Annotated in this window: 20 protein-coding genes; 14 read left to right on the top strand and 6 right to left on the bottom strand. The window is 75.4% G+C overall.

Annotated elements, in window-relative coordinates:
* Nucleotides 1-371, bottom strand: a 371-nt coding sequence (locus KPL60_RS20925; RefSeq protein WP_226366899.1) for a hypothetical protein, incomplete at its 3' end; no start/stop codon positions are given.
* A gap of 56 nt (nucleotides 372-427) precedes the next feature.
* Here KPL60_RS20925 and KPL60_RS20920 point away from each other — a divergent pair.
* The 5 genes from KPL60_RS20920 to KPL60_RS20900 are packed head-to-tail and all read left to right on the top strand — an operon-like array spanning nucleotide 428 to nucleotide 3,846.
* Complete coding sequence (locus tag KPL60_RS20920; RefSeq protein ID WP_226355430.1) at nucleotides 428-1,144, top strand: energy-coupling factor ABC transporter permease; 717 nt, start codon at nucleotides 428-430, stop codon at nucleotides 1,142-1,144.
* On the top strand, nucleotides 1,141-1,431 hold the full coding sequence (locus KPL60_RS20915; protein ID WP_226355431.1) for an energy-coupling factor ABC transporter substrate-binding protein: 291 nt from the start codon (nucleotides 1,141-1,143) through the stop codon (nucleotides 1,429-1,431). Before KPL60_RS20920 ends, KPL60_RS20915 begins: the two co-directional genes overlap by 4 nt.
* Nucleotides 1,431-2,162 (top strand): cobalt ECF transporter T component CbiQ, encoded by a 732-nt coding sequence (gene cbiQ / locus KPL60_RS20910; protein WP_226355432.1) that lies wholly within the window; start codon nucleotides 1,431-1,433, stop codon nucleotides 2,160-2,162. Before KPL60_RS20915 ends, cbiQ begins: the two co-directional genes overlap by 1 nt.
* A complete protein-coding gene (locus KPL60_RS20905; RefSeq protein ID WP_226355433.1) occupies nucleotides 2,159-3,007 on the top strand; it encodes an energy-coupling factor ABC transporter ATP-binding protein in 849 nt (282 codons plus the stop codon). The genes cbiQ and KPL60_RS20905 overlap by 4 nt, the downstream gene beginning before the upstream one ends.
* 5 nt (nucleotides 3,008-3,012) lie before the next feature.
* On the top strand, nucleotides 3,013-3,846 hold the full coding sequence (locus KPL60_RS20900; protein WP_226366898.1) for an SAM-dependent methyltransferase: 834 nt from the start codon (nucleotides 3,013-3,015) through the stop codon (nucleotides 3,844-3,846).
* Between the two features lie 6 nt (nucleotides 3,847-3,852).
* Here KPL60_RS20900 and KPL60_RS20895 read toward each other — a convergent pair whose 3' ends face one another.
* Nucleotides 3,853-4,668: a crotonase/enoyl-CoA hydratase family protein gene (locus tag KPL60_RS20895; protein WP_226355435.1), complete on the bottom strand. Its 816-nt coding sequence runs from the start codon at nucleotides 4,666-4,668 to the stop codon at nucleotides 3,853-3,855.
* A gap of 79 nt (nucleotides 4,669-4,747) precedes the next feature.
* Here KPL60_RS20895 and KPL60_RS20890 point away from each other — a divergent pair, with 79 nt between their 5' ends.
* Entirely contained in the window at nucleotides 4,748-5,977 is a 1,230-nt protein-coding gene (locus tag KPL60_RS20890) for an MFS transporter (RefSeq protein WP_226366897.1), read from the top strand.
* 9 nt (nucleotides 5,978-5,986) lie between these two features.
* Nucleotides 5,987-6,775 carry an RNA methyltransferase gene (locus KPL60_RS20885; RefSeq protein ID WP_226366896.1) on the top strand — a complete coding sequence of 263 codons (789 nt, stop codon included), beginning with the start codon at nucleotides 5,987-5,989 and terminating at the stop codon, nucleotides 6,773-6,775.
* On the opposite strand, the gene KPL60_RS20880 is transcribed toward KPL60_RS20885, so the two are convergent.
* The gene (locus KPL60_RS20880) at nucleotides 6,763-8,349 is read right to left on the bottom strand and encodes an AMP-binding protein (protein WP_226366895.1); all 1,587 of its coding nucleotides are present in this window, start codon (nucleotides 8,347-8,349) and stop codon (nucleotides 6,763-6,765) included. The two genes, KPL60_RS20885 and KPL60_RS20880, sit on opposite strands and share 13 nt — an antisense overlap.
* A 113-nt stretch (nucleotides 8,350-8,462) precedes the next feature.
* A complete protein-coding gene (locus KPL60_RS20875) occupies nucleotides 8,463-9,671 on the bottom strand; it encodes an MFS transporter (protein WP_226366894.1) in 1,209 nt (402 codons plus the stop codon).
* A 45-nt stretch (nucleotides 9,672-9,716) separates the two neighbouring features.
* Here KPL60_RS20875 and KPL60_RS20870 point away from each other — a divergent pair, with 45 nt between their 5' ends.
* Entirely contained in the window at nucleotides 9,717-10,922 is a 1,206-nt protein-coding gene (locus tag KPL60_RS20870) for an ROK family transcriptional regulator (protein WP_226366893.1), read from the top strand.
* 10 nt (nucleotides 10,923-10,932) lie between these two features.
* On the opposite strand, the gene KPL60_RS20865 is transcribed toward KPL60_RS20870, so the two are convergent.
* Nucleotides 10,933-12,669: a pyruvate dehydrogenase gene (locus KPL60_RS20865; protein ID WP_226366892.1), complete on the bottom strand. Its 1,737-nt coding sequence runs from the start codon at nucleotides 12,667-12,669 to the stop codon at nucleotides 10,933-10,935.
* Nucleotides 12,670-12,865: 196 nt separating this feature from the next.
* Here KPL60_RS20865 and KPL60_RS20860 point away from each other — a divergent pair, with 196 nt between their 5' ends.
* Nucleotides 12,866-13,021 carry a hypothetical protein gene (locus tag KPL60_RS20860; RefSeq protein ID WP_178374212.1) on the top strand — a complete coding sequence of 52 codons (156 nt, stop codon included), beginning with the start codon at nucleotides 12,866-12,868 and terminating at the stop codon, nucleotides 13,019-13,021.
* A 128-nt stretch (nucleotides 13,022-13,149) separates the two neighbouring features.
* Here the strand turns inward: KPL60_RS20860 and KPL60_RS20855 are convergent, their stop codons facing one another.
* Nucleotides 13,150-14,037, bottom strand: coding sequence for a 3-keto-5-aminohexanoate cleavage protein (locus KPL60_RS20855; protein WP_226366891.1), 888 nt, complete (start codon nucleotides 14,035-14,037; stop codon nucleotides 13,150-13,152).
* A 62-nt stretch (nucleotides 14,038-14,099) separates the two neighbouring features.
* Between KPL60_RS20855 and aroQ the strand changes: the two genes are divergently transcribed.
* From aroQ to KPL60_RS20830, 5 genes are all read left to right on the top strand, one after another.
* A complete protein-coding gene (gene aroQ, locus KPL60_RS20850; protein ID WP_226366890.1) occupies nucleotides 14,100-14,699 on the top strand; it encodes a gamma subclass chorismate mutase AroQ in 600 nt (199 codons plus the stop codon).
* A 98-nt stretch (nucleotides 14,700-14,797) separates the two neighbouring features.
* Nucleotides 14,798-15,844 (top strand): leucyl aminopeptidase, encoded by a 1,047-nt coding sequence (locus KPL60_RS20845; RefSeq protein WP_226355444.1) that lies wholly within the window; start codon nucleotides 14,798-14,800, stop codon nucleotides 15,842-15,844.
* Nucleotides 15,845-15,867: 23 nt separating this feature from the next.
* Nucleotides 15,868-16,593, top strand: a complete 726-nt coding sequence (locus tag KPL60_RS20840; protein ID WP_305080711.1) for an Asp/Glu racemase — start codon at nucleotides 15,868-15,870, stop codon at nucleotides 16,591-16,593.
* A 191-nt stretch (nucleotides 16,594-16,784) separates the two neighbouring features.
* A complete protein-coding gene (locus tag KPL60_RS20835; protein WP_226366889.1) occupies nucleotides 16,785-17,489 on the top strand; it encodes a GntR family transcriptional regulator in 705 nt (234 codons plus the stop codon).
* Nucleotides 17,486-18,487: an ADP-ribosylglycohydrolase family protein gene (locus KPL60_RS20830; protein WP_226366888.1), complete on the top strand. Its 1,002-nt coding sequence runs from the start codon at nucleotides 17,486-17,488 to the stop codon at nucleotides 18,485-18,487. The genes KPL60_RS20835 and KPL60_RS20830 overlap by 4 nt, the downstream gene beginning before the upstream one ends.
* Nucleotides 18,488-18,492 lie beyond the last annotated feature (5 nt).

The raw sequence follows: 18,492 nt of genomic DNA, 5'->3' as shown, positions 1-18,492 counted from the left end.
AAGGCCGCGGCCGCGGAGAAGAAGGCCGCCAAGAAGGCCAAGGCAGCGCGGCTGGAGAAGGTCGCCAAGCGCGACGCCGCCGCGAAGGCGGAGAAGAAGGCCCGCAGGCTGGCGAAGGAGCAGGTCGTCGCCGGCCGGCCGGGCAGCGGGGTCGGTACGCCGAGACCACGCCCGCCGAGCGGGAGAACCGTCGTCGCGAGGCCGAGCAGGAGGCGGGCCGGCTCGCCGCCGCGGCCGAGCACAAGGCCACCGCCGAGCGCCCCGCCGAGGTGCACCACACCAACGGCCTGCGCCTCTGACGGCACACCGCAGCCACCGGTGACGCCCGGGCCCGGCCGGGTCCGGGCGTCGCCGTGTGTCAGGGCCTGCACACCTGACCGGATGTTCAGGCTTGCACGATCGAATGACGTGGCCGTAGCGTTCGCCCGTGCACATCGCCGAGGGCTATCTGCCGCCGCTGCACGCGGCGGCCTGGACCGTCGTCGCCGCGCCGTTCGTCGTGCACGGCGCCCGCGCCGTGGTGCGCCGCGTGCGGGAGGACCCGGACACCAAGCTGCTGCTCGCCGCGGCGGGCGCGTTCACCTTCGTCCTCTCGGCGCTGAAGATCCCGTCGGTGACCGGGTCGTCGTCGCACCCGACCGGGACCGGGCTGGGCGCGGTGCTGTTCCGACCACCGGTGATGGCCCTGCTCGGGACGGTGGTGCTGTTCTTCCAGGCCGTCCTGCTCGCCCACGGCGGGCTCACCACGCTCGGCGCCAACGCCTTCTCGATGGCGATCGCCGGGCCGTGGATCGCCTACGGCGCCTACGTCGTGGTCCGCAGGCTCGGGGGCTCGCTGGGACCCGCGGTGTTCGCCGCGGCCTTCCTCGGTGACCTCGGCACCTACACGATCACCAGCGCGCAGCTCGCGCTTGCGTTCCCCGACCCCACCTCCGGGTTCGGCGGAGCGTTCGTCACCTTCGCCTCGATCTTCTCGATCACGCAGATCCCGCTGGCCGTGGCCGAGGGGCTGCTGACGGTGCTCGTCGTGCGGCTGCTCGTGCGCATCACCCCGGACGAGCTGCGCCGCCTCGGCGTGCTGCGCCCGGCGACCACCGCCGCGACCGGTCCCACCGCCACCACCGAGAAGGAGGCGTCGGCGTGAGCCGCTCGACCGTCGTGAACATCCTGCTGGTCGTCGCCGTCGTCGCGTTGTTCGCGGTGCCGGTGCTGTTCGTGCCCGGCGAGTACGCCGGGTCCGACGGCCAGGCGGGCGAGGCCATCGAGGCCACCGGCTACGAGCCGTGGTTCAGCCCGGTGTGGGAGCCGCCGTCGGGCGAGATCGAGTCCGGCATCTTCGCGATGCAGGCCGCGGCCGGCGCGGGCGTGCTCGGCTACTGCATCGGCGTCGCCCGCACCCGCAGCCGGGAGAAGGCCGCCCGGCAGACCTGATGCTGCTGATCGACGAGACCGCCCACGCCAACCGCTGGCGGTCCCGGCACCCGGGGGAGAAGGCGTTCCTCGCCCTGGGGCTGCTGCTGCTCGCCGTCGCGCTCCCGCCGTGGCCGGGGGCCGTGCTGACCGGTGCCGCGGCGCTGGCGCTGCTGCTGGCCGGGGCCCGGGTGCCGTGGCGGACCGCGCTGCGGCTGCTCGCGCTGCCCCTCGGGTTCGTGATCGTGGGGGCGCTGCCCCTGCTGGTGACCGTGGGCGGGGACCCCTGGCTCGCGCTCGCGTCGGGCGGGCCGGCCCGGGCGGCCGCGCTCGTCGGACGCTCGCTGGCGGCGGTGTCCTGCCTGATCCTCTTCGCCGCGACGACGCCGCTCGCCGACACCCTGCCCCGGCTGCGGTGGGTGCCGCCGGCCGTCCTGGAGATCACCCTGCTCGTGTACCGGATGCTGTTCCTGCTGCTGGACTCGCTGACCGCGGTCCGGGAGGCCCAGTCCCTCCGGATGGGGTTCCGGACGCGGCGGACCACCTTCCGGTCGCTGGCCGGGCAGGGTGGGGCCGTGTTCGTCCGCGCCTTCGACCGTGCCCGCCGCCTCGAGGCCGGCCTCGCCTCCCGCGGCTACGACGGCTCGCTGCGCGTCCGGGTACCCGCCCGCACCGTCTCGCCCGCCTTCGTCGCGGCGAGCGCGGTGCTGCTCGTCGCCGTGCCGGTCCTGGCCCTGGTGGTCGTCCCGTGACCGCGGTCCTGGAGGCCCGCGGGCTGGTCTTCGCCTACCCGGACGGGCCGGTCGTGCTCGACGGGGCGGACCTCGTCGTCGACCCGGGGCGCAGGCTCGCGGTGCTCGGCCCCAACGGCGGCGGCAAGACCACCCTGTTCCGGCTGCTGCTCGGGCTGCTCGCCCCGTCGGCCGGGCAGGTCCTGCTCGACGGCGAGCCGGTCCGCCGCACCCGCCGCGGGCTGGTGCGGCTGCGCGAGTCCGCCCAGCTCGTCCTGCAGGACCCCGACGACCAGCTGTTCTCCGCCGACGTCGCGCAGGACGTGTCGTTCGGCCCGCTGAACCTCGGTCTCGACGAGGCCGAGGTCGACGCCCGGGTGCACGAGGCGCTGTCCGCCGTCGGCGTCGCCGACCTCGCCGACCGGCCGACGCACCGGCTGTCGTTCGGGCAGCGCAAGCGGGTCGCTATCGCCGGGGCCCTCGCCGTCCGGCCCCGGGTGCTGGTGCTCGACGAGCCGACCGCGGGCCTGGACCCGGCCGGGGTGGAGGAGCTCGTCGTCGTGCTGGCGGACCTGCAGCGCGCCGGGACCGCGGTCGTGCTGTCCACACACGACGTCGACCTCGCCCACCGCTGGGCCGACGACGTCGCCGTCGTCGCGCGCGGGCGGGTCCGGCGCGGCCCGGCCGCGGAGATCCTCGGCGATGCCGCGCTGCTCGCCGACGCCCGGCTCGGTCCGGCCTGGGCACCCGCGGTCGCGCGGCTGCTCGCGCTGGCGGGGCACCCCGGCGTGGCCCCCGGCACGGCGGCGGAGCTGCACGATGTCCTATCGGGACTTGCGACCCGGGAGACACCGGCGAGAGGGTGACGCCCATGACCACCCCGGAGCCCGTGCCCGACCCGGTGGACGAGATCGACCTGTCGCTCCCCAACCCGGCCCGCGTCTACGACTACATGCTCGGCGGCGCCCACAACTTCGCCACCGACCGCGAGTTCGCCGAGCGTGTGCTCGCCGTGCTCCCGGACACGCGGGAGCTCGCGCTCGCCAACCGGGCCTTCCTCGGCCGGGCCGTGCGGGCCTGCCTAGACCGCGGGCTGCGCCAGTTCCTCGACCTCGGCTCCGGCATCCCCACCGCCGAGCCGGTGCACGAGATCGCCCACCGCGCCGACCCGGCGGCGCGCGTCGCCTATGTCGACGTCGAGCCGGTCTCGGTCGCGATGAGCCGCCAGATCCTGACCGGTGTGGACGGTGCCTCGATCACCGCCGCCGACCTCACCGACGCCGAGGCCGTGCTCGCCGCGCCGGGTGTGGCGGGCCTGCTCGACCCGGCCGAGCCGGTCGCCGTGCTCGCGGTGTCGGTGCTGCACTTCGTCCGCGACGACGACCTGCTCGGCGCCCTGTTCGACCGCTACGTGACGGCGTTCGGGCCCGGCAGCATGCTCGTCGTGTCCCACGGCAGCACCGACGTCGACGACCCGCACACCGCCGAGCGGATGCGCACCATCGAGCGGTTCACCCGGGACACCGCGCAGCCGGCGCGGTCCCGGGACCGCGCCCTGCTGCGCAGGCTGCTCGTCGACCGGCCCGGGCACCGGCTGGAGCTGCTGGAACCGGGCCTGGTCGACGTCAGCGACTGGCAGGCCGAGGACGGGCAGCCGCCCGCCGGGATGTACGCGGTCGTCGGGGAGGTCGTCCCGCGACGGTAGGCCGGGTCAGTCCCGGTAGACGCCCTGGCGCTTCTCCATGAACGCGCTGACGGCCTCGGTCAGGTCGGCCGAGACCAGCTGGCCGCCGTTCCAGGTGGCGATCTGGTCGAGCCCGTCGGCGACCGAGTGGTCGCGGGCGTAGGTGATCGCGTGCTTGGTGCCGCGCAGCGCCAGCGGCGACTTCGCGGCCAGCGACGCGGCCAGCTCGGCGACGCCCGCCTCGAGGGCGTCGGCGTCGGGGTACACGCCGTTGACCAGGCGCAGCTCCTTCGCCTCGGTGCCCGACACCGGCCGGCAGGTGTAGGCCATCTCGCGGGCCACACCCTCGCCGACGATCCGCGGCAGCCGCTGCAGCACGCCGACGTCGGCGGCCAGGCCCATGTCGACCTCCTTCAGCACGAACGACGCGTCGGCGGTCGCGTAGCGCAGGTCGCAGGCGACGGCCAGGTCCAGGCCGGCCCCGATGCAGACGCCCTGGATCGCGGCGACGACCGGCTTCCGGCAGCGCTCGATCGCGGTGAGGCAGTCCTGCAGGTCGAGAATGGTGCGGCGCAGCGCGTCGGCGCCGTGCCCCATCGAGTCGTCCGACGCGGTCTCGCGCAGCCCGCCCAGCATCGACACGTCGATGCCCGAGCAGAAGTGCCGCCCGTTGCCGCTGATCACCACGACCCGCACGGCGGGGTCGGCGTCCAGCTCGCGCACCGCGTCGCGCAGCCCGAACCACATCGGCTCGTGCAGCGCGTTCGCCGCCTTCGGGCGGTCCAGGCGCAGTCGCGCGACCCCGTCCGCCACCTCGACCGCGATCCCCGTCGGTTCACCCATGTCGCGTCACTCCGTCCTCGTCGCCGGTCCTCGCTGCGGAGGCTACCGGTAGGTAACCCCCGGCTGGCAGGATGCGGCGGTGCGGCAGGGAGGCCGGGGGGACCGGACGTGGCTCGCGGCCTGCGGGCTGCTGTTCGCGACGGCGTTCGGCACGAACGTCCCGACCCCGCTGCTGCTGGTCTACCGGGCCGAGCTCGACCTGTCGGCGAGCACGCTCGCCGCGATCTTCGGGGTGTACGCGCTCGGGCTCGCACCGTCGCTGCTGCTGGGCGGGCCGGCGTCGGACCGGTTCGGGCGGGTGCGGGTGCTGCTGCCCGTCGCCGCCGGGGTCGCGGGGGCGTCGCTGCTGTTCCTCGGCGGGGCGTCGGCACTGTGGCTGCTGTTCGCGGCCCGGTTCCTGCAGGGGCTGGCGTCCGGTGCGGTGTTCTCGGTGGGCAGCGCCTGGCTGCAGGACCTCGCCGGGCCGGACGGCGCGCCGCGGGCCGCGCGGGCGGCGTCGGTCGCCCAGACCGCCGGCTTCTGCCTCGGGCCGCTGACCTCCGGGCTGCTCGCGACCTCCGGGCCGCTGCCGCTGGCCCTGCCCTACCTCGTGCACGTGGCCCTGCTGGTGGTGGCGGTCGCCGCGGTGCTCGCCACCGTCGGGACGGGGACCCGCCCGGCCGGGCCGCCGTCCCGCGGCCTGCTGCCCCGGCCGGGCCTGACCCCGGCCGCGCGGCGGGTGTTCGTGCGGGTGGTCGTGCCGACCGCGGTGTGCGTGTACGCGTTCCCGTCGGTCGCGGTGACCGTGCTGCCGCTGCTGCTGCCCGGGATCTCCGGTGCGGTCGCGTTCACCGGGCTGCTCGCCGCGCTGACCCTGGGCACCGGGACGCTGGTGCAGCCGTTCGCGCACCGCCTCGGCCGCCGCACCGGGCCCGCCGGGGCCGGGCTGGGCGCCCTCGGGGCCGCCGCCGCGACGCTCACCTCGCTGCTCGCGCCACCCGGACCGGCCGCCGTCGCGGGCGTCGCGGTGGCCGGGGTGCTGTTCGGCGCGGGTGGCGGGCTCTGCCTCAACGCCGGGCTCACCCGCGTCGGCCGGCTGGCGCCGGCGTCCGGGCGGGGCGCGGTGAACGGGCTGTTATACACCGCCGCCTACACCGGGTTCGCCGCGCCGTGGCTGGCCACCGCGTTCGTCGCGACGACGGCGCTCGCCGCCCCGCTGGCGGTGCTCGCCGTCGCGGCCGCGGTCACCGCCGGGTGGCTCGCGGTCCGCTCCGGGGACCCGGACCGGGCACCCGGTCCCGGCCGGTCCCCGGAGGCCCCGCCGTCCTAGGCTCGTCGGGTGCCCGACCTGACCAGCACCGCCAACCCGCGTGTCAAGAACCTGGTCCGGCTGCGCACCCGCCGCCACCGCGACGCCGCGGGCGTCACCGTGATCGAGGGGCACGACGAGCTGGCGCTCGCGCTCGACGCCGGCGTGGAGCCGACCGAGGTGTACTGGGCGCCGGACCTCGTGCGGTCGGACGCGCTGCTGGCCCGGATGCCGTCGGCGCGGGTGTTCTCGGTGACCCGCGAGGTGTTCGCCCGGATCGCCTACCGCGAGTCCCCGGACGGCTGGCTCGCCGTCGCCCCGGCCCCCGGCCGCCCGCTCGACGAGCTGGACCTCGGCCCGGACCCGCTCGTGCTCGTCGCCGAGGGCGTCGAGAAGCCCGGCAACGTCGGGGCGATGCTGCGCACCGCCGAGGCGTGCGGGGTGGACGCCGTGGTCATCGCGACCCCGGAGCGCGGCGGCACCGACTTCGCCAACCCCAACGTGGTGCGGGCGTCGAAGGGGACGGTGTTCGCGGTGCCGGTCGCGTCCGCGTCCACCACCGAGGTCCTCGACTGGCTCGACCGGCGCGGCATCGCCACCCTCGTCACCACCCCGGCCGGGACGACCGGGCTCGCCGGCGCCGACCTGACCGGGCCGACCGCGCTGGTCATCGGGACCGAGGCCACCGGGGTGACCGACGCGTGGCTCGACCGGGCCGACGCCACGGTGGTCATCCCGATGCGCGGGCGGGTCAACTCGCTCAACGCCTCGATCGCCGCGGCCGTGGTGCTCTACGAGGCGGTCCGTCAGCGCGGCTGACCGGCGAGCTCGGCGCGCAGCCGCTTCTTGTCGGTCTTGCCGATCCCGGTCAGCGGGATCCGCTCGACGAACTCCACGGTGTCCGGCACGTACATCGCGCCGGCGCGGTCGGCGACCAGGCCGGTCAGCTCGTCCGGGCTCGGCGCCGGGGAGTCGGTGACGACGGCGGCGTGCACGGTCTCGGTGCCGTCGTCGTCGGGCACCCCGAAGACCGCGGCGTGCCGGACGGCCGGGTGCTCCATGAGCAGGTCCTCCAGCTCGGAGGTGTACACGTGCCCGCCCACGACGACGATCATGTCCTTGACCCGGTCGAGCAGGTGCAGGTAGCCGTCGGCGTCCTGGCGGGCGACGTCGCCGGTCCGCACCCACCCGTCGACGACGGTGGCGGCGGTCAGCTCCGGCTGCTTCCAGTAGCCGTCCATCTCCATGCCGGTGTGCACCCACAGCTCACCGCGCCCGCCCGGGGCGACGGGGCGGCCGTCGGCGTCGGTGATCGCGATCGTGGTGGTGGGGATCGGCCGCCCGACGGTGCCGAGCAGGTCGGGGTTCCGGTGCTCCTCGGCGGTGAGCACGCTGATCCCGCCGGCCTCGGTCTGGCCGTAGAACTGGGTGAACACCGGGCCGATCCGGCGCAGCGCCTCGGCGATGCGCCGCGGGTTGGCGGGGGCGCCGCCGTAGACCAGCGACCGCAGCGACGACAGGTCGGTCCGGTCCAGGTCGGGGTGGTCGAGCAGGCGGTAGATCAGCGGCGGCAGCAGGAAGCCGTGGGTGATGCGCTCCCGCTCGACGGCGGCGAGGTAGGCGCCGGGCTCGAAGTCGTCCTGCAGGACGACGGTGCCGCCGTCGGCCAGGGTGCGGTCGGCGAGCGCCCCGCCGACGTGGGCGACCGGCGTGGCGACGAGCAGGCGCGCGCCGGTGTCGCCGCTGCCGAACCCGCCTGCCCCGCGGCGCATCGCGGCACCGCGACGGTGGTGGTCGAAGGTGTAGGTGATGCCCTTCGGGTGGCCGGTGGTGCCGCCGGTGTGCCGGATCTGCTCGACGGCGTCCGGCCGGGCGCGGCCCAGGACCGGTGCGGTGGACGCCGTCGCGGCCTCGGCCGTCACGTCGGTGTCGGTGCCGTGCGGGCCGAGCCAGAGCACGTCGACGCCGGAGACCAGCGCGAGGACGGGCTCGGCGGCCGCCGCGGCGTCGGCGTCGACGAGGACGAGCGGCGCCTCGACGTCGTCGACGATGCGGGCCTGCGCGGCGGCGGACAGGCCCTCGTGCGGCTGGGCGATGCCGGCCCCGAGCAGCGTCACCGCGAGCCGCGCGACGATCGCCTCGGGCGTGTTCCCGGCCAGCAGCGCCACGACCCGGCCCGGCTCGACCCGGTCGTCGAGGGCGTGGGCGAGCCGGTGCACGGAGTCCACGAGCTCGCCCGCGGTGATCCTGCGGTCGCGGTGCACCAGGGCCTCGCGGCCGCGGTCGGCGGCGAGGGCGTCGAGGAGCTCCTCGACGTCGCTGTGCAGGGCGGTCCCGCTCTGCGTGGCGGTGTCGTTGCGCGGCGCGGTGGCGCGGTCCAGACCGGCGGACATGTCCGGGCTCCTCTCGACGGGATCGTTGTCTTACGCAACGATCAACTCGAGGGCAGGCTTCCCGGAGGTGATCTGATCGACACCTCTCGCTTGTGTGACCTGCCAGGCGGTCCTCAGGCGGCCAGGGCGAGCTCCTCGCGCCGCTCGGCGCGTTCCATCCGGACCGCCACCCCCAGTGCGGCCAGTCCCAGCAGCGGCAGGACGGTCGCGACCGCGGCGGGCGTGGTCCAGCCCCATCCGGCGGTCAGCACCAGGGCGCCCAGTGCGGCCCCGAGGGCGTTGGACACGTTGAACGCGGCGTGGTGCAGCGCCGCGCCCAGGGTCGGGCCCTCGCGACCGGCGTCCATCAGCCGGGTCGCCAGCGCCGGGGTGGTCGCGGTGGTGGTGAACGCCAGTGCGAACAGCGCCAGCAGGGCCAGCACCGGCGACGACGCCGTCACCGCGAACACGGCCATCGCGACCGCGGCCGAGGCGAGCCCGGCCGCGATCGTGCGCACCGGGGCGGCCTCGGCCAGCCGGCCGCCGACCTGGTTGCCCAGGGTCATGCCGACCCCGAACACCGCCAGTGCGAGCGGCACCGCGGAGACGGCCAGGCCGGACACCTCGGTGAGCACCGGGGTGATGTAGCTGTACACGGCGAACGAGCCGCCGAACCCGGTCGCGATGACCGCCATCGTGATCCAGACCTGGCCGCGGCGCAGCGCCGACAGCTCGCCCAGTACCGAGCCGCGGCGCTCGTCGCGGACGTCGGGGACCAGGCGCCAGACGGCCAGCATCGTGAGCGCCGCGACGGCGCCGACGGTCAGGTAGGCCGCGGGCCAGCCCGCGTTCTGCCCGAGCCAGGTCGCGCCCGGCACGCCGACGATGTTGGCGATCATCAGCCCGCTCATCACCGTCGCGATCGCCCGTGGCCGCCGCTCGCGGGGGACCAGGGAGGCGGCGAGCACCGAGGCGGTGCCGAAGTAGGCGCCGTGCGGCAGGCCGGCCAGGAACCGGGTGGCGACGAAGGTGCCGAAGGTCGGGGCGAACGCCGACGCCACGTTGGTCACCGCCAGCGCGCCCGCCAGGGCCAGGACGAGGTGCTTGCGGGGCCACCGCGCGCCGAGCACGGCGAGCACCGGCGCGCCGACGACGACGCCGAGCGCGTAGGCGCTGATGGCCGTGCCGGCCTGCGGCACGGTGGCGCCGAGGTCGGCGGCGAAGGCCGGCAGCAGACCCATCGAGGCGAACTCGGTGGTGCCGATGGCCAGACCGCCGAGGGCCATCGCGGCGAGCGCGGGCCCGGTGGTGGGAGACTGGGACGAGGTGAGAGCCTTTTTCATCGCGACACGAGGATAAATCTCGGGAGGCCGGAGGTGTCAAACCGGATGACGTCGATGTCGGCCGGTTCACGTTCCGGCACGGATGCGCCCGGGCGCGCCGAGACCGACCGCTGGCGCGCCACCGCCGAGGTCCTGGACGAGGTCCGCCGCGAACCCGGCCTCACCCGCGTCGAGCTCGCGCGGCGGCTGCGCCTGGCCAGCGGCTCGGCCACCGAGATCGCGGCCCGGCTGCGCGACCTCGGCTGGGTCACCGAGGAGCGCGCCCCCTGCGGCGGGCGCGGGCGGCCGACCACGACCCTGACGCCCAACCCGGACGGGCCGGGCGTCGTCGCCGTCGACGTGCGGTTCGAGGGCTGGCGGGCCGGGTTCGCCGGGCTCGACGGGACCCCGGTCGCGGTGCGCTCGGGGCGGCACCGCCGTCGCGACCCCGACGCCGTCGCCGCGGAGCTGGACGGGGTGGTGGCCGAGCTGGTGGCCGCCGCGGCCGGCCCGGTGGTGGCGGTGGGGATCGGGATCGCCGCGACCGTCGTCGACGAGCACATCGCCGAGGTCGGGGGCGGCCAGGGCTGGAGCCCACTGGACGTGCGCCGAATCGGCGCCGGGCTCGGCCTGCCGGTGCTGGTCGGCAACGACGCGAACCTCGCCGGTGTCGCCGAGGTCCGCGACGGCGCCGCCGCCGGTGCGCGCACCGCGCTGTTCGTGACCGTCGAGGTCGGCATCGGCGGTGCGCTGCTGCTCGACGGGCGCGCCCAGACCGGCGCCCGGGGCGCCGCGGGGGAGCTGGGGCACCTGCCGTTCGGCGAACCCGGTGCGGACTGCGTCTGCGGCGCCCGCGGCTGCTGGACGACCGGCGTCGACGGCCGGGCGCTCGCCGTGATGCTCGGCGAACCGCAGCCGGACGCGCCCTACACCTACACCCGCGCGGTCCTCGACCGCGCCGCCGCCGGGGAGCCCGGCCCGTCGGCGGCGGTGACCTCGGCGTCGGCGTCGCTGGCCCGCGGGATCGCCGGGCTGGTCAACGCGCACGACCCGGAGGTCGTCGTGCTGGCCGGGCTCGGGCCCGCGCTGCGGGCCGCGGCGCCGGAGGCGTTCGCCGTCGCCTACGACGCCGGGCTGATGGCCTTCCGCCGCGCCGTCGCGCCGCCGGTGCACGACGACGCGCACGGCGAGGACGGCGTGCTCCGGGGTGCCGCCGCGATCGCGCTGGACCACGCGGTCTCGGCCCCCGGGCTCGCCGCCCGCGCCGGCTGACCCGTCCCGCTCAGGGCCGGGGGATCGACCGCAGGTTGCTGCGCGCCAGCTCGACCATCTTCCCGACGCCGCCGTCGAGCACCGTGCGGGTCGCGGCGAGGGCGAACCCGCGGACCTGCGCGGCGGTGATGTGCGGCGGGATGGACAGCGCGTTCGGGTCGGTGCGCACGTCGACCAGGGCCGGGCCGCGGTGGTCCAGCGCCCGGCGCAGCGCGGCGCGCACGTCGGACGGGTCGTCGACGGCCTCGGCGTACAGCCCGGCGGCACGGGCGATCCCGGCCAGGTCGGCCGGGCCGTGGTCGGTCTGGAACGACGGGTAGCCCGCCACCATCATCTCCAGCCGGATCATGCCCAGCGACCCGTTGTTGAACGCGACGACGGTGAGCGGCAGGTCGTGCTCGGCCGCGGTCAGCAGCTCGCCGAGCAGCATCGTCAGCCCGCCGTCGCCGGACAGCGACACCACCTGCCGGTCCGGGTACGCGAACTGGGCGCCGATCGCGTGCGGCAGGGCGTTGGCCATCGTCCCGTGCCGGTAGGAGCCGATGATCCGGCGCCGGCCGTTGGGGGACAGGTAGCGCGCCGCCCACACGTTGCACATGCCGGTGTCGACGGTGGCGATGGCGTCGTCGGCCATCTCCTCGTCGAGGACCGCCGCGACGTGCTCGGGGTGGACGGGACGCAGGTCGGAGACCTTGCGGGTGTAGGCGCCCACCACCTTCTCCAGCGCCTCGGCGTGCCTGCGCAGCATCCGGTCCAGGAAGGAGCGGTCGGTCTTCTCCGCGATCCGCGGCAGCAGCGCGTCCAGGGTGGAGGCGGCGTCGCCGTGCACGCCCAGCTCCAGCAGCGTGCGACGCCCGAGGCGCGCGGGGTCGGTGTCGATCTGCACGGTCCGCGCCTGCGGCAGGAACGAGTCGTAGGGGAAGTCGGTGCCGATCAGGACGAGCAGGTCGGCCTCGTGCGTCGCCTCGTAGCAGGCGCCGTAGCCGAGCAGCCCGGACATGCCGACGTCGTGGGCGTTGTCGTACTGGATCCACTCCTTGCCGCGCAGCGAGTGGCCGATCGGCGCCTTCACCCGGTCGGCGAGGGCGAGCACCTGCTCGCGGGCGTGCTCGATCCCGGCGCCGACGAACAGCGTCACGGTGTCCGCGGCGTCGACGAGCCGGGCCAGCTCGGCCACCTGCTCCTCCGACGGCGCCACGACGCCGGTGGGCGGGGACAGGTGCGAGGTGCCGGTGTCGTTCGGGGCGTCGAGCGCGCTGACGTCGCCGGGCAGGACCAGCACCGCCACGTCGGACTCGGCGAGCGCGGTCTGCATCGCGATCCGCTGCATCCGGGGCATCTGCTCGGGCCGCGAGATCAGCTCGCAGTACGCCGAGCACTCGGTGAACAGCCGCTCCGGGTGGGTCTCCTGGAAGTAGCCGGTGCCGATCTGGACCGAGGGGATGTGCGAGGCGATCGCCAGCACCGGCGCACCGGTGCGGTGGGCGTCCATCAGGCCCTGGATCAGGTGGGTGTTGCCGGGGCCGCAGCTGCCGGCGCAGACCGCGAGCCGCCCGGTGAGCTGGGCCTCCGCGGCGGCCGCGAGCGCGGCGGCCTCCTCGTTGTGCACGTGCACCCACCGGATGCGACCGTCGCGGCGGATCGCGTCCGCGATCGGGTTGAGGCTGTCACCCACCAGGCCGTAGATCCGTTCGACGCCGGCCTGGTGCAGCAGCTCGATCATCTGGTCGGCCACGGTGCGGCCCATGTCGTCCTCCTCGCGCTCGGGTGCGAGGGCCGTGTTCCCCCTGTGGAGCCAGGTCGAACCGTTGCGGTGTGTGACGGTCCCCGCGCACCGTCCGGCGCACGGCAGGTCACGACTCGGGCATCGGAATCGATTCCCGCGCTGCGGAATCCCCCGGACGTGAGTACTTTCCCCTCACATTCCTGGGAGGGGACACGAAATGATCATTCTCGGTCTGATCCTGCTGCTGGTGGGGTATTTCACCAGCATCTCCATTCTCTACTACCTCGGTGGCCTGCTGGTCATCGTCGGTGTGGTCCTGTTGATCCTGGGAGCGATCGGACGGCCGGTGGGCGGGCGGAAGGCCTGGTTCTGACCGGGCCGGCCGGACCCGGCCGCGGGAATCCGCGGACCGGGTGACGGCCGGCGTCGTCGAATTCTCCGCGGGGGTGCGTGTCCGGGTGGACCGGAAACGCACCCCCGTGGTGTGTCACGGCGAAAGGATCACCCGCGCGGCCGGATTCCGAGAATGTCGCGGGCGGCCGCGGGGGAGGCCGGTGTCGTGCCCACTCGGTCCAGCACGCGCAGTGCGCCGTCGAGCAGCTCCCGGTTCGACGGCGCCGTGCCCCGGCCGTCGTCGAAGTCCTCCAGGCCGACCCGCAGGTGCCCGCCGCGGCGCACTGCCAGCTCGGCCAGCCCGGAGGCGACGACGTCACCGCCCAGCACGGCCACCGACCACGGCAGGCCCGAGGGCTCCAGCAGCTCCAGGTAGGCCTCCAGCGCGGCGGGCGTCGGCGGCAGCCCGAACTGCAGCCGGTCGGCGAAGTACAGCTTCACGATCGCGCCCGGCGGGACCCGCCCGTGCCGGTGCAGGGTCAGCGTGGTGCGCAGGAACCCCGGCTCGAAGATCGAGATGCTCGGGGCGGCGCCCAGCTCGGCGGTGCGGGCGAACATGTACTCGGTGTCGGCGAAGGAGTTCTGGTACGGCTCCGGCGCCGCCGCGTCCGGGCACGTGCCGTCGTCGAGCAGGCCGACGTTGACCGAGCCGGGGTCGACCAGTGTCATGTGCCCGCGCCGGCCCAGCTCCTCGACGTGCGCCCACCGCCGGGTCACCGGGATGTCGCGGGCCCCGGCCGCCATCGTCGGGTAGAGCAGCGCGTCGGGGTGCGCGGCCAGGACCGGGTCCCAGGCCGCCAGGTACGGCTCGACGGCGTGCACCCCGTCGACGGTGAACATCGGCTCGTCGTTGTGGTGGTGCACGATCGCCGCGCCCGCGTCGAGGACGTCGACGGCCTGCTCGGCCACCTCCGCCGGGGTGCGGGGCACGTGCGGGTTGCGCTCCCGCGTCGTCGTGCCGTTCAGCGCCACTTCCAGGATGACCGCGGTGTCCACGCCCGCCAGCATCGCCGCAGGCGGCGGTGGGGCGCGACCGCTGCGGTCGTAGGCTCGTCACCGTGATCGGCACACGCGGTACCGCACTGGCCGGGTCGCTCCTGGTCCTGGGCCTGCTGGCCGGGTGCGGCGACCAGCCCCTCCCGCTGACCGAGGGGCCGCCCGGCGCGTCCCCGGCCGACGGGCTCATCCGGGTCGTGCAGCTGTCCGCGCAGCGCGCCCAGGTCTCCGACCAGGTCGCGGCGGCGAAGTTCGGCACCGGGGCGGCCGTCACCGACCCGGCGCGGGAGGCGGCCGTCGTCGCCGAGGCGCGGGCGGACGCGACCCGCGACGGCGTCGACCCCGACTGGACGGCCCGGATCGTCGCCGACCAGATCGCGGCGAGCACCCAGGTGCAGAACGACCTGATCCGGCAGTGGACCGACCGGCTCGACACGCGTCCGGCGCAGCGTCCCGAGCTGGCCCGGGTGCGGCCGCAGCTCGACCGGATCGGCGACGAGCTCGTGGCCGCCCTGAAGCTGGCCGGACCGGCCCGGGCGAACGAGGAGTGCCCGTCGACCCTGGCCCAGGCCGCGGTCGAGCAGGCGCAGGGGCTCGACGAGGTCCACCGCAACGCCCTCGGGCGGTCGCTGAAGTCCGTCTGCGACGGCGCCCCCGGCTGATCCGCCCCGTGTGACGGTGCCGTTTCCGCTCGTCGGAAGGTCTTGCGTATCCGGATAGTACGTGCTCGGATTAATGGGACGAGACACGGAGGTGCGCGATGGACCAGAACCTGTTCAACGACATCTGCCTGCAGCAGCTGACGCTGTCGGGCGTGCACGAGGGGGAGACGGTCGTCGTGCTCACCCGGGGCGCGGAACGGACCGAGTACGCCGACGCGTTCCTCTGGGCGATCCAGAAGCTGGGCGCGACCGGCTACCACATGCGGCTGCCGTCGCCGGCGAGCGCGGGCGGCGCCTGGGCGGTCGGCGACTCCGGCCTGGGGAACATCCCCCTGGCCGTGGACGCCCTCAAGGCCGCGGACATGGTCGTGGACTGCACGTTCCTGCTGTTCAGCAAGGAGCAGTTCGCCATCCAGGACGCGGGCACCCGCATCCTCACCGCGGTCGAGCCGCCCGAGCTGCTGGCCCGGCTGATGCCGACCACCGAGCTGCGCGAACGCGTCGAGACCGGCGCGGAGCTGCTGGCCAAGGCCTCGACCATGCGGATCACCAGCCCGCACGGCACCGACGTGACCTACCAGCTCGGCATGTACCCGACGCTGAGCGAGTACGGCTACACCGACACCCCCGGTCGCTGGGACCACTGGCCCGCGGCGTTCGTGTTCACCGGCGGCTCCGACGACGGCGTCGACGGGAAGATCGTCCTCGCCCCCGGGGACGTGCTGCTGCCGTTCAACACCTACGTGCAGACCCCGGTCGAGATCACCATCGAGCAGGGCTTCATCCGCGACATCCGCGGCGGCGCCGGCTCCTCCGGTCTCGACGCGGACCTGCTCCGCTCCTACATCGAGTCCTTCGACGACCCGCGCGGCTACGGCATGAGCCATGTCGGCTGGGGCCTCGACGAGCGCGCCCACTGGCACGGCCTGACCCAGTTCGGCGGCGGCATGGGCATGGAGCTGCGCAGCTTCTACGGCAACGTCATGTTCTCCATCGGCCCGAACAACGAGCTCGGCGGCCCGAACGACACCGCCTGCCACTTCGACATCCCGATGCGCGGCAACTCCCTGTTCCTCGACGACGAGCTGATCGTCGACGCCGGCGAGCTGACCGTGCCCGAGATGAAGCCGGTGAACCGGCGGTGAGCCCCCGCGACCACCACATCGGCATGATCGTGCCGAGCTCGAACCTGACGATGGAGACCGAGCTCCCGCGGATGCTGCGCGCCCGTGAGGACGTGCTGCCCGACGACCGGTTCGTCTTCCACGCGGCGCGGGCCCGGATGCAGCACGTGACCCCCGAGCAGCTGCGCGCGATGAACGCCCAGGCCCAGCGGGCCGCGGCCGAGCTGGCCGACGCCCGGCCGGACGTCGTCGCGACGGCCTGCCTGGTCGCGATCATGGCGCAGGGCCCCGGCTACCACTGCACCGCCGAGGACGACATCACCGCCGCGCTGCGGGCCGAGGGCTCCGACGCCCCCGTCGTCTCCAGCGCCGGGGCGCTGCTGTCGGGGATCGCCGCGCTCGGCGCGAAGCGGGTCGCGATCATCACCCCGTACATGGAGCCGCTGACGAAGGCGGTCGTGGACTACCTCACCGACGCGGGGGTCGAGGTCGTCGACTCGCTGTCGCTGCAGGTGCCCGACAACCTCGCCGTCGCCCGGCTCGACCCGGCCGACCTGCGCGAGCACTGGCGCAGGCTGGACCTGACCGGCGCCGACGCGCTGGTGCTCAGCGCGTGCGTGCAGATGCCGTCGCTGCCGTCGATCGAGGCGGTGCAGGACGCGGCCGGCATCCCGGTGCTCTCCGCCGCCACCGCGACCACGCACCGCATCCTCACCGGGCTCGGGCTGGAGCCACGGGTGCCCGGGGCGGGGGCGCTGCTCGCCGGCTGAGGCCGTACGACCGGGACCCGCGTGCTGCGCCGGCACGCGGGTCCTCGTCGTGTCCGCGGGCCATGATCCTTCCCTGAGGAGTGCGGGCGTCCCCGGCGGGCGCTCGCGGCTCCACGGAGAAGGATCACGGGATGCCGGCCGTCCGGCGCAGGGGGTGGACGCGCCTGATTCGGTGCTGTACATGTTTGTACATGTCTGAACAGGGTGGGCGTTCGAAGAGGGCGCGCCTCGTCGAGGACCTCGCCGGGCGGATCCGCTCCGGCCGGTTGCCGAACGGCGAGCAGCTCCCGGGGGAGAACCAGCTCGCCCGCACCTACGCCGTCTCCCGCGGCACGGTCCGCAGTGCCCTGGCCGAGCTCGCCCGGCGCGACCTCATCACCACCGAGACCGGCGTCGGCTCGTTCGTCACCTTCGACGGGTCGCCCCTGGACCAGCGGCTCGGCTGGGCCCAGGCGTTCGCCGCGTCCGGCGCGGCCGTCGGCACCGAGCTGCTCGGCATCACCGCGGGCGGCGACCCCGGTCCCACCGGGTACGAGGGCCCGCTGGTCACCGTGCGCCGGCTGCGGCGCGCCGGGGCCGTCCCGGTCTCGCTGGAGACCGCCTCGCTACCCGCCACCGGTGACCTCGCGCGGCTCCCGGAGACCGGTCTCGTCGACGGCTCGATCACCGCCACCCTCGCCGCGGCGGGCCTGCTCGGCGTCGCGGGGGAGCAGTGGATCGCGGTCGCCCCGCTCGACACGGCCGACGCCGTCACCCTCGAACGCGAGCCCGGCGAGCTGTTCCTGCACGCCGTCCGGGTCACCCGCGACGCCCGCGGCGGGCTCGTCGAGCACGTCGTCAGCCTGCTGGACCCGCAGCGCTTCCGGTTCCACCTCGCGTTCGGGGAGGACCGGTGAGCGACCCGCACGACCGCGCGCTGGGCGCGCTGCTCGGTCTCGCCGTCGGCGACGCGCTCGGGATGCCCACCCAGTCGCTGTCCCGGGCCGCGATCGCGGAGCGCTACGGCGTCGTCGACCGGCTCCTCGACGGCGCCGACGACCAGCCGATCGCCCCGAAGCTCCCGGCGGGCACCGTCACCGACGACACCGAGCAGGCGCTGCTGCTCGCCCGGATCCTGCTCGACCACGACGGTCACGTCCCGGCCCGGGTGTTCGCCGGTGCCCTGGAGGCGTGGGAGCAGGACATGATCCGGCGCGGGTCGCTGGACCTGCTCGGCCCCTCCACCCGCCGGGCCCTGACCCGGCTCGCGGACGGCGAGCCCCCCGAGCTCGCCGGCCGCGACGGCGTCACCAACGGCGCCGCGATGCGCGTCGCGCCGGTCGGCGTCGCGCACACCGGCCCGCGGCTCCTCGACGCCGTCGTCGAGTCGGCGGTCGTCACCCACCACACCGCACCCGGGATCGCGGCCGCCGCCGCGGTGGCCGCCGCGGTGTCGGCCGGGGTGTCCGGCGCGGGGCTCCCTGCCGCGCTGGACGCCGCGCTCGACGCCGCCCGGGCCGGTGCGCGACGCGGCGGCTGGGCGGCGGGCGCCGACGTCGCCGCCCGCCTCGACGTCGCGTTCCGGATCCTGCCCGGGCTCGACCGGGCCGCGCTCGCCGACACCCTCACCGACGTCGTCGGCACCTCGGTCACCGCGACCGAGTCCGTCGTCGCCGCCCTCGGGCTCGCCGCCGCCCTCGGCGACGACCCGCGGGCCGCGCTGGTCACCGCCGCGTCCCTCGGCGGCGACACCGACACCGTCGCCGCGATCTGCGGGGCGGTCCTCGGGGCGGTGCACGGCGCCGCCGCACTGCCCGCCGACCTCGTCGGCACCGTCCGCCGGGTCAACGCGCCCCTGCTCGACCCCCTCGACGACGTGGTCGAGGGGCTGCTCCGCCTCCGCCTTCCCTCCTGACAGGA

Origin of the sequence: Pseudonocardia sp. ICBG162, assembly GCF_020496225.1 — a bacterium.
Lineage (GTDB): Bacteria > Actinomycetota > Actinomycetes > Mycobacteriales > Pseudonocardiaceae > Pseudonocardia > Pseudonocardia alni.
Note: the sequence above shows the minus strand (reverse complement) of the source record. Positions and strands in the feature narration are given on the sequence as shown.